Here is a 12,907-nt window from a genome sequence, read left to right as displayed (position 1 = left end):
AGGATAGGTAGTGAAAAGAAGAGATTGATGCCCAACAACTCGCTCACGGGCACCTTCTAGAGCGAGACGGTCAGGCTAGGCGTTACAGCGCCCAGACCTGACCGGAAGGCGAGAGCCATCAATTCCCGCGCTCGTAGCTCAACTGGATAGAGCAGGTCCCTACTAAGTTCCCGGTTGCCAGTTCGAATCTGGCCGAGCGCACCAAATTCTTCTTAACGCCGGGCAATATAGGCCCGGCGTTTTATTTTGTGAATCCCCCAAATTGTTAAATATTGACAATGCGTGAGCGCTCACGCATATTATCATTATGAATAAATTGCCCATTGAGACGCGCGCTCAAATCCTCCAGATGCTCTGCGAGGGTTCTTCCATGCGCTCCATCTCGCGGGTGGCTGACGTTTCCCTGAACACCGTGACCAAGCTGCTGGTGGACGCGGGTCTCGCGTGCAGCGCCTTCCATGACGCGACCGTCCGCAACGTCAGTTCACAGCGCGTCCAGTGCGATGAAATCTGGAGTTTCGCCTACGCTAAGCAGAAGAACGTCCCAAGCGCGAAGGCAGCGCCTATCGGCTCCGGCGACGTTTGGACGTGGACGGCAATTGACGCGGATACCAAGTTGATCTTGTCGTGGCTTGTCGGTGATCGCGACGCGCACGCCGCAAATATGTTCATCGATGACCTAAAAGGTCGGCTAGCTAATCGCGTTCAACTCACCACTGACGGGCACCGCCCGTACCTTGTAGCCATTAGTAATGCATTCGGCCCGGATGGGATCGACTACGGAATTCTGCAAAAGCTATATGGCAAAGAACCGGAAGGCCAGAAGCGCTACAGCCCGGCAAAGCTGATCGGCGTTGACCGCGATCTGGTTCTCGGTTCGCCTGACATCAAGCATGTCTCCACGTCATTCGTGGAACGTCAGAACCTCACCATGCGCATGTCAATGCGCCGCTTCACGCGCCTGACGAACGCCTTCTCTAAGAAGGTCGAGAACCACTATCACGCGCTGGCGCTATATTTCGTTTGGTATAACTTCATTAAGCAGCACAAGACGCTGCGCATGACGCCAGCGATGGCGGCTGGGTTGGTTTCCTCGCCCATGGAAATGGCCGATATCGTGACGCTGATCGACAAGCGGGAAGGAGCGCCGAAGAAGCGCGGACCGTATAAGAAGCGTCTCGAAGGCGCAAATCTCAGCTAAGCGCCAGAATAGGAACGCATTCTAGCCTTTTGCTTTGGAAGGACTGGAAAGGAAATGGGGATAATGCCGCGGTATTACTTCGACCTAAAGGACGGCAGCGGCACCGCCGTCGATGAGGAAGGCATAGACCTTCGGGATGTGGATGCCGCGCAGAGCGAGGCGGCGCAGTCGCTTGGCGCGATGGCTCGGGATGCGGCCATCACCACTAAAGGCAGAGGGACTGACCAAATGGAGATCGAGGTACGGGACGAAGACGGTCCCGTTATGACGGTTCGTTTTTACTTCGAGATCAGCCGCAAGAAAGTGAGCTAATTTCAAACTGAGGCATGACCACTCGCCGCCAGGTTCCGCTACCTTCGATTGCGGAAGAATAGGGGCAGCATGGTTCAGCGCGTTTCCACCGTCGCATTCGAGGGGATCGAGGCCCGCGCGGTCGACGTGCAGGTGCAGGTCGCGCCGGGATTGCCGGCATTCGCGATCGTCGGCCTGCCCGACAAGGCGGTGTCGGAAGCCCGCGAACGGGTGCGTTCGGCGCTGATCGCCTCCGGCCTCGCGCTTCCTGCCCGCCGCATCACCGTCAACCTCGCACCCGCCGACCTGCCCAAGGAGGGCAGCCATTACGACCTGCCGATCGCGCTCGGCCTGATGGCGGCGATCGGCGCGATCCCGCCGGATGCGCTGAACGGCTTCACCGTGCTCGGCGAGCTCGGGCTCGACGGCTCGATCGCAGCCGTTGCGGGCGTGCTGCCCGCGGCAATCGGCGCCAATTCGCGCGACGAGGGATTGATCTGCCCGGCCGCCTGCGGCTCGGAAGCCGCCTGGGCCAGTCCGGACGTCCAGATCATCGCGGCGCACTCGCTGATCCAGATCGCCAACCACTTCAAGGGCACGCAGGTGCTGTCGCGGCCGCAGCCGAAGGTGCATGAGCGCGAGGAAACGCTTTTGGACCTGCGCGACATCAAGGGCCAGGAGAGCGCGAAACGCGCGCTCGAGATCGCCGCTGCCGGCGGCCATCATCTGCTGATGATGGGCTCGCCCGGCGCCGGCAAATCGATGCTGGCGGCGCGACTGCCCTCGATCCTGCCGCCGCTGTCGCCGTCGGAGCTGCTCGAAGTCTCGATGATCGCCTCGGTTGCCGGCGAGATCCGCGACGGCGCCTTGACCGCGCGGCGCCCGTTCCGCAGCCCGCATCATTCCGCCAGCATGGCCGCGCTGACCGGCGGCGGCACGCGCGCCAAGCCGGGCGAGATCTCGCTCGCGCATCAGGGCGTGCTATTCCTCGACGAATTGCCGGAGTTCGATCCGCGCGTGCTGGATTCGCTGCGCCAGCCGCTGGAGAACGGCGAGGTTTCGGTGAGCCGGGCCAACCACCGCGTCACCTATCCGGCGCGCTTCATGCTGGTTGCGGCCATGAACCCGTGCCGCTGCGGCCATGCCTATGAGCCCGGCTATTCCTGCAAGCGCGGCCGGCTCGACCGCTGCACCGCCGACTACCAGATGCGGATCTCCGGCCCGCTGATGGATCGCATCGACCTGCGGATCGAGGTGCCCGCCGTGACCGCGGCCGATCTGATCCTGCCGCCGCCGGCGGAGGGATCGGCCGAGGTTGCCGCCCGCGTCGCGGCCGCGCGCGACATCCAGCTCGCGCGCTATGCGGCTGCCGGCATGCCGCATGTCCGCACCAATGCGGAAGCGCCGAGTTCGCTGCTCGAGACCATCGCGCAGCCCGACGCGCACGGGCAGAAGCTGCTGCGCGAGGCCGCCGACAACATGCACCTCACCGCGCGCGGCTATCACCGCGTGCTGCGGGTGGCGCGCACGCTTGCCGATCTCGACGGCGCCGAGACGATCGGCCGGCTGCACCTCGCCGAAGCGTTGTCCTATCGTGCATTGGCCGACGATTTGCGCCGCGCCGCCTGACCGAACCTAAGCCCTGTCCCGATTCGTGCCGCAATGCCCCGCGTCAACGCGGCGGTAACGAGTTTTGTTTACGCTCCGCAAACCATAAGCACCGCGATCCGCGGCAAGCTTGGGTCGAGCGAGTTGTGTCATGTTGCGTTTGAAGATTTTGACGTCAGTGGTCCCCCTTGCCGTGGCCGCGGTCCTTGCCCGCGCCGAATTCTTGCCGGGCCCGCGGCCCTGCATCGAGGTGGGTGGCGCCACGATGCAGATCGCATCGATCCCCTGGCTGGCGCAGCTTCACGTCAGCTTCACCGACGACCCCAGCCAAGCCACCGTCCGGGTCCAGATCGCCGACAGCGCCGACGCCGCCGACTTCACCGTGATCGACGACATCGACGATGCCGAGGCCGGCGCCTGCGAGCGCAGCGCGGCGGCGCAGCTGATCGGGATTTCCAGCGATGCCTCGGCGACCGGCCCCGTCATCTATCTGACGCATGATGACGGTCCGTCCGACTACCGTGTCTTCGTGCAGTCGAAGACCTTCTCAGTGCGCGATGCCGCGGCCCTGATCGTCAGTGCCCGCGGCGGACACCGCCGCCTCGAAGCCGCATCGCCCGAACCTGACGCGCGCGTCCCGAACCGGGTCATGGCGGAGTTAACCCCCCGCTAACCTTGTTCTGAGGGCGGCGCGAAATGGCCACCAACTTCAAGCACTTTGCAAGCTGGCCGACGCATCGTCAGCGCCAGATCAAGCTGTCTCAGGGTCACCATTGATGGGGCGTTTCTTCCGGATCAAGTTGCGCCTTCGCCGCTTCGTCCGGCGCCATTCCTGGGTCGCGACGATCGTCCGTTCGTTCACGATCTTCTCCGTCGCATTCGGCAGCGCCTTCGGATTCATTTCGGGCGCGCTCTCGCAACAGAGCGGCTACGATCCCAATGCATTCGCGATCGGGGTCAGCTTCCTGTTCGCGCTCGCCTGCCTTTGGATCGTGACGCTCGGCATCCGCCTGCGGCTGATGCGCAAGCGGCTGCGCACCATCGCCATGCACAATGAAGCGATGGCCGACCGCAACTGGGAACTGCAGGAGGCCGAGCAGCGCGCCTCGACCCTGTTCGAGGCGCAGGACGATCTGATCGTGCTGCGCGACCTCGACGGGCTCATCACCTATGCCAACGACGCCTATTGCGAGCTGGCGCAGAGGCCCCGCAGCGAATTGATCGGCAGCACCGCAACGCTGAAGGTGCTCGAGCAAGGCGACACCGCGCTCGAATCCAACGGCACGCGGGTCTACGACCAGAAGATCGAGGGACCGCTCGGGCCGCGCTGGATCGCCTGGCGTGAAGGCCTCGTGCGCAACGATGCCGGCGCGCCGGCGGAGATGCAGAGCGTCGGCCGCGACGTCACCGACCGCACCGAGAGCGAGCACGCGCTCGCCGAAGCGCGCGATCAGGCCGACGCCGCCAACCGCGCCAAGTCGCGCTTCCTCGCGATGGCGAGCCACGAGATCCGCACTCCGCTGAACGGCATCATCGGCATGAGCGGATTGCTGATGGATACGCAGCTGACGCCGGAGCAGATGACCTACGTCAAGGCGGTCAAGACATCGGGCGACGCGCTGCTCGCGCTGATCGAGGAGCTGCTCGATTACTCCAAGATCGAAGCCGGCAAGATCGATCTCGAACATCGTGCCTTCGCGCTGTCCGGCCTGATCGAGGACATCACCGAGCTGCTGGCGCCGCGCGCGCAGACCAAGGGCATCGAGATCGCCGCCTATGTCGACGAACGGCTGCCGACGCAGGTGACCGGCGACGCCGCGCGGCTGCGTCAGGTGCTGCTCAACCTCGCCGGCAACGCCATCAAGTTCACCGCGACCGGTGGCGTGGCGCTGATCGTCGAGCCCGGCATCTGGCCGAACGAGATCAGCTTCCTGGTCCGCGACACCGGGATCGGCATCGCGCCGGAAGCGCAGCAGCGTATCTTCCGGGAGTTCGAGCAGGCCGACGACCGGATCGCGCGCAGCTATGGCGGCACCGGCCTCGGCCTCTCGATCAGCGACCGCATCGTCAAGCGGATGGGCGGCCGCATCACGCTCGCAAGCACGCCGGGCGCAGGCTCGACCTTCGAGGTGTCGATCCCGCTCGTCGCCGCCGATACCGGCGAGGCCAGCGGCTTCGCCGCGCCCGACTTGACCGGACAATCGATCATGCTGGTCGCGCCGCACAGCATCGAGGTCTCGCTGATCTCGCGGCGGTTGCAGCGCTGGGGCGCGCAGACCTGCATCGTGTCGGATGCCAACGTCGCCGAGGCATTGCTGCCGGAGCGGAGCTGGCAGGCGGTGCTGATCGACCACACGCTCGGCACCCCGGCGATGGAGGCGTTTGCCGAAGCCGCCCGCCTCCACGCGACCCATCGCATCGTGATGTTCACGCCGGCGACGCGGCTGGATCTTTCGGCCTCCGAGTCGGCCATGTTCACCGGTTACCTGGTGAAGCCATTGCGCGCGTCGTCGCTCGCCGCACGCCTGACCGCATCGCCGGAAATTGCTGCGCCGAGCCTCGCGATCGAGGCGGCCGCCGGGTCCGTGCCCACCGCGCCCGCTTCCGCGCTGCCGGACAAGGGGCTCTCGATCCTGGTCGCCGAGGACAATGAGATCAACGCGCTGTTGATGCGCTCGCTGCTCACCCGGCTCGGCCACAACGTGGTCATCACCACCAATGGCGAGCAGGCGATGGAGTCCTGGCTGTCGGCGACCTCTGCCGGCACGCCCTACGATCTCGTGCTGATGGACATCCAGATGCCGCGCCTCAACGGCATCGAAACCACCAAGCAGATCCGCGCCCATGAGGCGGCGCACTCCGTCCGCCGGACCCCGATCCTGGCACTGACGGCAAATACGCTGATGGAAGACCGCTACGCCTGCTTCGAAGCCGGCATGGACGGTTTCCTGATCAAGCCGCTCGACCGCGAGAAGCTGGAAGAAGCGCTCGCGGGCCTCGCCGCCGCGCGGCATATCGCGGCGTAGCAGCCGCAAACTCCGCGTCGTCCCGGCGAAGGCCGGGACGACAGCACTGATGCGGTCAGCTTTGGCGGATCAAACCTACAGCCGGCGCAGCGCGACCGACTGCACCACGTGATCGGCACCCTTCTTGAGGATCAGCGTCGCGCGCGGGCGGGTCGGCAGGATGTTGTCCTCGAGATTGGCGAGGTTGGTGCGTTCCCAGATCGCGATCGCAGTCGCCGTGGCTTCCTCGTCCGACAGCGGCGCATAGCGGTGGAAGTAGGACCTTGGATCGGTGAACGCGGTGTCGCGCAGCGCCAGGAAGCGCTTGATGTACCACTCCCTCAGCACGGCCTCGTCGGCGTCGATATAGACCGAGAAGTCGAAGAAGTCGGAAACGAACGGCACCGCCTTGCCGTCACGCGGCAGCCGCCCGGTCTGCAGCACGTTGACGCCCTCGACGATCAGGATGTCGGGCTGGTCGATCTCGACCCATTTGTTCGGCACGATGTCGTAGGTCAGATGCGAATAGACCGGCGCGCGCACGCGGCGCCGCCCCGCCTTGATGTCGCTGAGGAACGACAGCAGCGTCGGCAGGTCGTAGCTCTCCGGGAAGCCCTTCTTCTGCATGATGCCTTGCCGCTCGAGCACCGCATTCGGAAACAGGAAACCGTCGGTCGTGATCAGGTCGACCTTCGGCCGCGGCGACCAGCGCGCCAGCAGCGCCTGCAGCACGCGTGCCGTGGTCGACTTGCCGACCGCGACGGATCCGGCGACGCCGACGATGTAGGGCATCTTGCGGTCGCGGATGTTGAGGAACTGGCGCTGCGAGTAATACAGCCGCTGGGTCGCATCGACATAGATCGAGAGCAGCCGCGACAGCGGCAGGTAGATGTCCTCGACCTCCTGCAAATCGAGGCGGTCGTGCATCGAACGCAGGCGGTCGAACTCGCCCGGCTCGAGCGTCATCGGCGTATCGTCACGCAGATGCGACCATTGCTGGCGCGTGAAGATGCGGTAGGGGTTGTACTGTTGATCTGGTGCCCGGATGTCCATGAGGCTGCCCCTCTCGATGCGCTCGATCATTTGCGCTAGTCGCGCTTGCGCGACGCCTTCTCTTCCAGTCCCGACATCGAGGTGCGCTTCTCCAGCGCGGCCTCGACATCCTCCAGCTTCACGCCGCGTGATTTCAACAGAACCAGCAGGTGAAACACGAGATCGGCACTTTCCGCGATGAGGTGATCGCGGTCATTCTCGACCGCGGCGATCACGGTCTCGACCGCTTCCTCGCCCAATTTCTTGGCGCAATGCTCCGCGCCCTTGTCGAGCAGCTTACGGGTGTAGGACGCCTCGCCGCCCATTGCAGCGCGGGCGTCGATGGTGGCGGCCAGATCGTGGACCGTGAAACGCGACATCAACTCAACTCAAGCATGCACAGCGGCACCGCACGGGTGCCATCCCTTAGGTGGGGACTTAGCATTTTTGTGACAAGGAGTCCTCAACCACTCCATTTGAGCGTGGTCTTTTCGGAAAACCGGTTTCCCCTTTTCCTGACCACGCTCGCGCTAGGGATCGAGCCGCATCGGCAGGCCGGCGCGCACCATGTGATCCTTGGCCTGACGGATGGTAAATTCCCCGAAGTGGAAGATCGACGCGGCCAGCACGCCGGTGGCGTGACCCTCGCGGACGCCGTCGATCAGGTGATCGAGATTGCCGACACCACCGGACGCGATGACCGGTACGGGGACACTGTCCGCGATCGCCCGGGTCAGCGGCAGGTCAAAGCCCTGCCTGGTGCCGTCCCGGTCCATCGAGGTCAGCAGGATTTCGCCGGCGCCGAGCGCGACGACCTCCTGGGCATATTCGATGGCGTCGATCCCGGTGGCATTGCGTCCACCATGGGTGAAAATCTCCCAGCGGTCCGAGCCGCCGGCGCGCTTGACCCGCTTGGCGTCGATCGCGACCACGATGCATTGCTCGCCGTATTTCTCGGCCGCTTCCTTGACGAATTCGCGCCGGCTGACGGCCGCCGAATTGATCGAGACCTTGTCGGCGCCGGAGCGCAGCAGGGTCTTGATGTCGTCGACGGTGCGGACGCCGCCGCCCACGGTCAGCGGCATGAAGCAGGCTTCCGCCGTCCGCCGCACCACGTCCAGCATGATGCCGCGGTTTTCATGGGTGGCGGTGATGTCGAGGAAGGTGAGCTCGTCGGCGCCGGCGGCGTCATAGGCGATCGCGGCCTCGACCGGGTCGCCGGCGTCGCGCAGATCGACGAAGTTGACGCCCTTGACCACGCGGCCGTCCTTGACGTCGAGGCAGGGGATCACGCGAACCTTGAACATGGTCTCCTCCTACGCGCCGCGGATCAGCTGAAGGGCAGCGGCCGGATCGAGCCGTCCGTCATACAGCGCGCGGCCGACGATCGCGCCGGCGAGCTTTTTGGCACGCGGCTGCAGCAGCGCCTTGACGTCGTCGATCGAGGCGAAGCCGCCGGAGGCGATCACCGGAATCGAGATGCGGTCGGCAAGCGCAATGGTCGCGTCGAGGTTGAGGCCCTTGAGCAAGCCGTCGCGGGCGATGTCGGTGAAGATGATCGCGGCGACGCCGGCATCCTCGAAGCGCTGTGCGATCTCGAGCGCGGTCACATGCGAGGTCTCGGCCCAGCCTTCGACCGCGACCTTGCCGTCGCGCGCATCGAGGCCCACGGCCACGCGACCCGGGAATGTCTTCGCCGCGCCCTTCACCAGCTCGGGATCGCGCACTGCGGCGGTACCGATGATGACGCGCGTGATGCCCTTGTCGAGCCAGGCTTCGATGGTCTTGAGGTCGCGGATGCCGCCGCCGAGCTGCACCGGCATGGTGACGGCCTTCAGCATCGCCTCCACCGCATGCGCATTCATCGGCTTGCCGGCGAAGGCGCCGTCGAGATCGACGACGTGGAGATATTCGAAGCCCTGCGCGGCGAAGCTCGCCGCCTGCGCCGCCGGATCGAGATTGAACACGGTGGCGCGCGCCATGTCGCCCTGCTCCAGGCGCACGCACTGGCCGTTCTTCAGATCAATCGCTGGAAAGAGAATCACGGCTTCCACTTCAAGAAATTGGCGATCAAAGCGAGGCCGAAGCGCTGGCTCTTCTCGGGGTGAAACTGGGTGCCGATCGCGGTGTCCTTGCCGACGATCGCGGTCACCGGCCCGCCATAATCGGCGCGCGCCAGCACGTCCGCCTCATTGGCGGCGTTGAGGTGATAGGAGTGCACGAAATAGGCGTGACGTCCCTTCGGCCCGAGCGGCAGCCGCTCCAGCACCGGATGCTCGCGCACCATGTCGAGCGTGTTCCAGCCCATATGCGGGACCTTCAGGCTCTCGTCGCGCGGCTCGATCTTCTCGACATCGCCGCCGATCCAGTTGAAGCCCTCGGTGATCACGTGCTCCTTGCCGCGCGTCGCCATCAGCTGCATGCCGACGCAGATGCCGAAGAACGGCCGCGCCTTGACCCGCACCGCCTCGGTGAGCGCTTCCAGCATGCCGTCGACCGCGTCGACGCCGCGGCGGCAATCGGCAAACGCGCCGACGCCGGGCAACACGATCCGATCGGCGCGATACACCGCATCGGGATCGCGCGTCACCTTGATGGCTTGTGTATCCTCCATGCTGCGCGCGGCGCGCTCGAAGGCCTTGGCCGCCGAATGCAGATTGCCGGAGCCGTAATCGATGATTGCAACGGTCATCGCGATCCTCCTGGCTCTGGAAACAATCCGATGATGCCGCCCTGCGGCATCATTGGGGGTTTTGAGAATGACTGACCCGGAACGTCTCGGGTTGGCGGCGGCCCGCCGCGATCGACCGACCGCTGATCATTGACGGCGCCGCGATGCCGCGCGGTCCAGCGCGCGAAGAAGCGGCGCTCGGCGGCCTCTGCATCGTCGCCCACGACGATGTCGATCTGGCGCCACCTGCGCCGCGACAGCGTCCAGCGTTGCAAGCTCGCCGCTTCGAGCCCGAGCAACACCATCAGCACCAGGTCGACGAAGAAGATCGCGCTGCGGCCGACGCCAAGCTTGGTCAGCGCGTAATCGATCGCGAAAGTAAGAACGAGCCAGCCGATCAGTGCCAGCCAGAGCCGATGCCAGGCCAGCCAGATTACGCCCGCAACCGCGGCCCAGAAATGGAAACCGTCGCGCACGAAGACGAACTTGTCGGCCGCCGCGAGATCGGCGCCGTTGGCCACGGGGGCATGCACTGTATAGACCGGCATCGAAGGCTCCGCCGAGGATGGACTCTTATTTAAAGCACGAACTTTCGGAAAACCGGCATCCACTCTTCCGGATCATGCTCCAGAGATCAGCCGCCGAGCTGACCCTTGGTCGAGGGCACTTCGCCCTGGGCGCGCGGATCGATCGCAATTGCCGTCCGCAGCGCCCTCGCCAGACCCTTGAAACAGGATTCGGCGATATGATGGCTGTTCTCGCCATATAGGGTCTCGACGTGCAGAGTCACGCCGGCGTTCATCGCGAAGGCGTTGAACCACTCGCGCACCAGCTCAGTGTCGAACTCACCGATCTTGTCGCGCGGGAATTCGGCCTTGAACACCAGCACCGGGCGGCCGGAAATGTCGATCACGACGCGCGACAGCGTCTCGTCCATCGGCATGTGGATCGAGGCGTAGCGGGTGATGCCGGCCATGTTGCCGAGCGCCTGCTTCACGGCCTGTCCGAGCGCGATCCCGACGTCTTCGGTGGTGTGGTGGTAATCGACATGGAGATCGCCATCCGCCTTCACCGTGATGTCGATGCGCGAATGCCGGGCCAGGAGGTCGAGCATATGATCGAAGAAGCCGATCCCGGTCGAAACCGTGGATACGCCTGCTCCGTCGAGGTTGACCGTCACCTCGATGTCGGTCTCCTTGGTCTTGCGCTTGATGGTTGCGGTGCGCATGAAAATTGAGCTTTCCCGTGCCGAAAACGCCGGTCTTTTAACAGGCTGATGTCACCTTCGCTACTGCGGGATGACCCCGAAACGCCCTAACTTCGGGCCATGATGACCCAAATTCCTTGCCAAATCGCCCGATTGTAACCCCCTGCCCGACCGCCTAAATCTGCCCGGAAGAGAGGTAACCTATGCAAGCATCCCCAAATGAGCTGCCGGTCTGGCATGGCACCACGATCTGTACGGTCCGCAAGGGCGGCAAGGTGGTGATCGGCGGCGACGGGCAGGTCTCGATCGGCCAGACCGTGATCAAGGCCAATGCCAAAAAGGTCCGCCGGATCGGCAAGGGCGACGTGATCGGCGGCTTTGCCGGCGCCACCGCCGACGCCTTCACCCTGTTCGAGCGGCTGGAAAGCAAGCTGGAGCAATATCCGGGGCAGCTGACCCGGGCGGCCGTCGAGCTCGCCAAGGACTGGCGGACCGACCGCTACCTGCGGCGGCTGGAGGCCATGATGATCGTGGCCGACAAGGACGTTTCCCTGGTGCTGACCGGCACCGGCGACGTGCTGGAGCCCGACTCCGGGGTCATGGCGATCGGTTCCGGCGGCAATTACGCTCTCGCCGCGGCCCGCGCGCTGGTCGATACCGACAAGGACGCCGAGACCATCGTCCGCCGCGCGCTGGATATCGCCGCCGATATCTGCGTCTACACCAACCGGAACGTGACGATCGAGACGATCGGCGGCTGAGCATGGCCAGCCCCTATCATTTCCGCCCGATGACGCCGGCCGACCTGCCGCAGATCAAGCAGTGGCTGGCGTTGCCGCATGTCCGGGAATGGTGGGGCGATCCGGCCGAGCAATATGCGCTGGTCAGCGGCGACCTCGACGAGCCGGCCATGGACCAGTTCATCGTCGCGGCCGATGCGTCCGATTTGGGCTACATCCAGTGCTACGACCTGACGGCCTGGAATTCCGGCTTCGGGGTCCAGCCGGAGGGCGCGCGCGGGATCGACCTCTTCATCGGCGAGCCCAGCATGATGGCAGGTGGCCACGGCTCGGCGCTGATCCGCGCCTTTGTCGATGACCGGCTGGCGCAGGGCGCGCCACGCATCGTCACCGATCCCGATCCGGCCAATGCGCGCGCGATCCGCGCCTATGAGAAGGCGGGTTTTCGGAAGATGGGTATGGTCGATACGCCGGACGGGCCGGCGCTGCTGATGGCGCGCGACGCATGACGATCGCGCACAAGCCCATCACCGGCGTTTCAGCGTGGCATTGGCTGGCGATCGCCGCAGCGCTGCTCCTGCTGCAGGCGGCGCTGCTTTATGCGATGGGCCGTTTGCCGATCTGTGCCTGCGGCTATGTCAAGCTCTGGCATGGCACGGTTCAGAGCTCGGAGAACTCGCAGCACATCGCCGATTGGTACACGCTGTCGCATGTGCTGCATGGCCTGCTGTTCTACGGTCTGACCTCCCTCGCGCTGCCACGCCTCGCCTGGCCCGGGCGGCTGATTGTCGCGATGCTGATCGAAGGCAGCTGGGAGCTCGTCGAAAACTCCAACTGGATCATCGAGCGCTATCGCGCAGGCACGATCTCACTCGATTATTACGGCGACACCATCGTCAATTCGGTGTCGGACACGCTCGCGATGGTTGTCGGCTTCCTGCTGGCGCGCAAGCTGCCGATCGCCGCGACGGTCGCGCTCGGCGTTTTGTTCGAGACCGTGTTGCTGCTTCACATTCGCGACAATCTGACACTGAACATCATCATGCTGATCCACCCGTTCGAGGCGATCCGGCAGTGGCAGGTCGGGCCGCCGATCCTTTAGGGATCACGCCCTGGAGGACTGCCGCTTGCCGAGACCGCGATTCCAACCTA

The 12,907-nt window shown here is 64.7% G+C and carries 15 protein-coding genes and 1 tRNA gene; 9 read left to right on the top strand and 7 right to left on the bottom strand.

Going from position 1 to position 12,907, the window contains the following annotated elements; translation table 11 throughout:
• Positions 1 to 127 precede the first annotated feature (127 nt).
• From JEY66_RS00150 to JEY66_RS00125, 6 genes are all read left to right on the top strand, one after another.
• Positions 128 to 204: transfer RNA gene (locus tag JEY66_RS00150), tRNA-Ser, on the top strand.
• Between the two features lie 103 nt (positions 205 to 307).
• Positions 308 to 1,201 carry a DDE-type integrase/transposase/recombinase gene (locus tag JEY66_RS00145; RefSeq protein ID WP_018269319.1) on the top strand — a complete coding sequence of 298 codons (894 nt, stop codon included), beginning with the start codon at positions 308 to 310 and terminating at the stop codon, positions 1,199 to 1,201.
• A gap of 63 nt (positions 1,202 to 1,264) precedes the next feature.
• Positions 1,265 to 1,513, top strand: a complete 249-nt coding sequence (locus JEY66_RS00140; RefSeq protein WP_026192055.1) for a DUF6894 family protein — start codon at positions 1,265 to 1,267, stop codon at positions 1,511 to 1,513.
• A 69-nt stretch (positions 1,514 to 1,582) separates the two neighbouring features.
• Complete coding sequence (locus JEY66_RS00135; RefSeq protein WP_018269321.1) at positions 1,583 to 3,121, top strand: YifB family Mg chelatase-like AAA ATPase; 1,539 nt, start codon at positions 1,583 to 1,585, stop codon at positions 3,119 to 3,121.
• Positions 3,122 to 3,251: 130 nt separating this feature from the next.
• The gene (locus tag JEY66_RS00130) at positions 3,252 to 3,773 is read left to right on the top strand and encodes a hypothetical protein (RefSeq protein WP_050994103.1); all 522 of its coding nucleotides are present in this window, start codon (positions 3,252 to 3,254) and stop codon (positions 3,771 to 3,773) included.
• Positions 3,774 to 3,876: 103 nt separating this feature from the next.
• Entirely contained in the window at positions 3,877 to 6,126 is a 2,250-nt protein-coding gene (locus JEY66_RS00125) for a PAS domain-containing hybrid sensor histidine kinase/response regulator (protein ID WP_018269322.1), read from the top strand.
• Positions 6,127 to 6,201: 75 nt separating this feature from the next.
• Here the strand turns inward: JEY66_RS00125 and coaA are convergent, their stop codons facing one another.
• From coaA to hisB, 7 genes are all read right to left on the bottom strand, one after another.
• Positions 6,202 to 7,158, bottom strand: a complete 957-nt coding sequence (gene coaA, locus JEY66_RS00120; RefSeq protein ID WP_026192056.1) for a type I pantothenate kinase — start codon at positions 7,156 to 7,158, stop codon at positions 6,202 to 6,204.
• A 35-nt stretch (positions 7,159 to 7,193) separates the two neighbouring features.
• Complete coding sequence (locus tag JEY66_RS00115) at positions 7,194 to 7,517, bottom strand: phosphoribosyl-ATP diphosphatase (protein WP_016841481.1); 324 nt, start codon at positions 7,515 to 7,517, stop codon at positions 7,194 to 7,196.
• Between the two features lie 150 nt (positions 7,518 to 7,667).
• Positions 7,668 to 8,444: an imidazole glycerol phosphate synthase subunit HisF gene (gene hisF, locus JEY66_RS00110; protein ID WP_016841480.1), complete on the bottom strand. Its 777-nt coding sequence runs from the start codon at positions 8,442 to 8,444 to the stop codon at positions 7,668 to 7,670.
• A 9-nt stretch (positions 8,445 to 8,453) separates the two neighbouring features.
• Entirely contained in the window at positions 8,454 to 9,182 is a 729-nt protein-coding gene (hisA, locus tag JEY66_RS00105; RefSeq protein WP_026192057.1) for a 1-(5-phosphoribosyl)-5-[(5-phosphoribosylamino)methylideneamino]imidazole-4-carboxamide isomerase, read from the bottom strand.
• A complete protein-coding gene (gene hisH / locus JEY66_RS00100; protein WP_016841478.1) occupies positions 9,179 to 9,829 on the bottom strand; it encodes an imidazole glycerol phosphate synthase subunit HisH in 651 nt (216 codons plus the stop codon). Before hisH ends, hisA begins: the two co-directional genes overlap by 4 nt.
• Positions 9,826 to 10,356, bottom strand: a complete 531-nt coding sequence (locus tag JEY66_RS00095) for a DUF2628 domain-containing protein (protein ID WP_018269324.1) — start codon at positions 10,354 to 10,356, stop codon at positions 9,826 to 9,828. Before JEY66_RS00095 ends, hisH begins: the two co-directional genes overlap by 4 nt.
• An 86-nt stretch (positions 10,357 to 10,442) precedes the next feature.
• Positions 10,443 to 11,036, bottom strand: a complete 594-nt coding sequence (hisB, locus tag JEY66_RS00090) for an imidazoleglycerol-phosphate dehydratase HisB (protein ID WP_016841476.1) — start codon at positions 11,034 to 11,036, stop codon at positions 10,443 to 10,445.
• 182 nt (positions 11,037 to 11,218) lie between these two features.
• Between hisB and hslV the strand changes: the two genes are divergently transcribed.
• From hslV to JEY66_RS00075, 3 genes are read left to right on the top strand one after another with little or no spacing between them, the layout of a single operon-like run.
• Complete coding sequence (hslV, locus tag JEY66_RS00085; protein ID WP_016841475.1) at positions 11,219 to 11,776, top strand: ATP-dependent protease subunit HslV; 558 nt, start codon at positions 11,219 to 11,221, stop codon at positions 11,774 to 11,776.
• A gap of 2 nt (positions 11,777 to 11,778) precedes the next feature.
• A complete protein-coding gene (locus JEY66_RS00080) occupies positions 11,779 to 12,264 on the top strand; it encodes a GNAT family N-acetyltransferase (RefSeq protein ID WP_016841474.1) in 486 nt (161 codons plus the stop codon).
• Complete coding sequence (locus JEY66_RS00075; RefSeq protein ID WP_016841473.1) at positions 12,261 to 12,857, top strand: DUF2585 domain-containing protein; 597 nt, start codon at positions 12,261 to 12,263, stop codon at positions 12,855 to 12,857. The genes JEY66_RS00080 and JEY66_RS00075 overlap by 4 nt, the downstream gene beginning before the upstream one ends.
• Positions 12,858 to 12,907: the final 50 nt, after the last annotated feature.

The organism is Bradyrhizobium elkanii USDA 76, from assembly GCF_023278185.1.
Taxonomy (GTDB): domain Bacteria; phylum Pseudomonadota; class Alphaproteobacteria; order Rhizobiales; family Xanthobacteraceae; genus Bradyrhizobium; species Bradyrhizobium elkanii.
Note: the sequence above shows the minus strand (reverse complement) of the source record. Positions and strands in the feature narration are given on the sequence as shown.

Coding starts and splice junctions, on each gene's coding strand:
- JEY66_RS00140 (WP_026192055.1), top strand. CDS start 1,265: ATGCCGCGGTATTACTTCGACCTAAAGGACGGCAGCGGCACCGCCGTC.
- JEY66_RS00135 (WP_018269321.1), top strand. CDS start 1,583: ATGGTTCAGCGCGTTTCCACCGTCGCATTCGAGGGGATCGAGGCCCGC.
- JEY66_RS00145 (WP_018269319.1), top strand. CDS start 308: ATGAATAAATTGCCCATTGAGACGCGCGCTCAAATCCTCCAGATGCTC.
- JEY66_RS00130 (WP_050994103.1), top strand. CDS start 3,252: ATGTTGCGTTTGAAGATTTTGACGTCAGTGGTCCCCCTTGCCGTGGCC.
- hslV (WP_016841475.1), top strand. CDS start 11,219: ATGCAAGCATCCCCAAATGAGCTGCCGGTCTGGCATGGCACCACGATC.
- JEY66_RS00095 (WP_018269324.1), bottom strand. CDS start 10,356: ATGCCGGTCTATACAGTGCATGCCCCCGTGGCCAACGGCGCCGATCTC.
- coaA (WP_026192056.1), bottom strand. CDS start 7,158: ATGGACATCCGGGCACCAGATCAACAGTACAACCCCTACCGCATCTTC.
- JEY66_RS00125 (WP_018269322.1), top strand. CDS start 3,877: ATGGGGCGTTTCTTCCGGATCAAGTTGCGCCTTCGCCGCTTCGTCCGG.
- hisF (WP_016841480.1), bottom strand. CDS start 8,444: ATGTTCAAGGTTCGCGTGATCCCCTGCCTCGACGTCAAGGACGGCCGC.
- hisB (WP_016841476.1), bottom strand. CDS start 11,036: ATGCGCACCGCAACCATCAAGCGCAAGACCAAGGAGACCGACATCGAG.
- JEY66_RS00080 (WP_016841474.1), top strand. CDS start 11,779: ATGGCCAGCCCCTATCATTTCCGCCCGATGACGCCGGCCGACCTGCCG.
- JEY66_RS00115 (WP_016841481.1), bottom strand. CDS start 7,517: ATGTCGCGTTTCACGGTCCACGATCTGGCCGCCACCATCGACGCCCGC.
- JEY66_RS00075 (WP_016841473.1), top strand. CDS start 12,261: ATGACGATCGCGCACAAGCCCATCACCGGCGTTTCAGCGTGGCATTGG.
- hisH (WP_016841478.1), bottom strand. CDS start 9,829: ATGACCGTTGCAATCATCGATTACGGCTCCGGCAATCTGCATTCGGCG.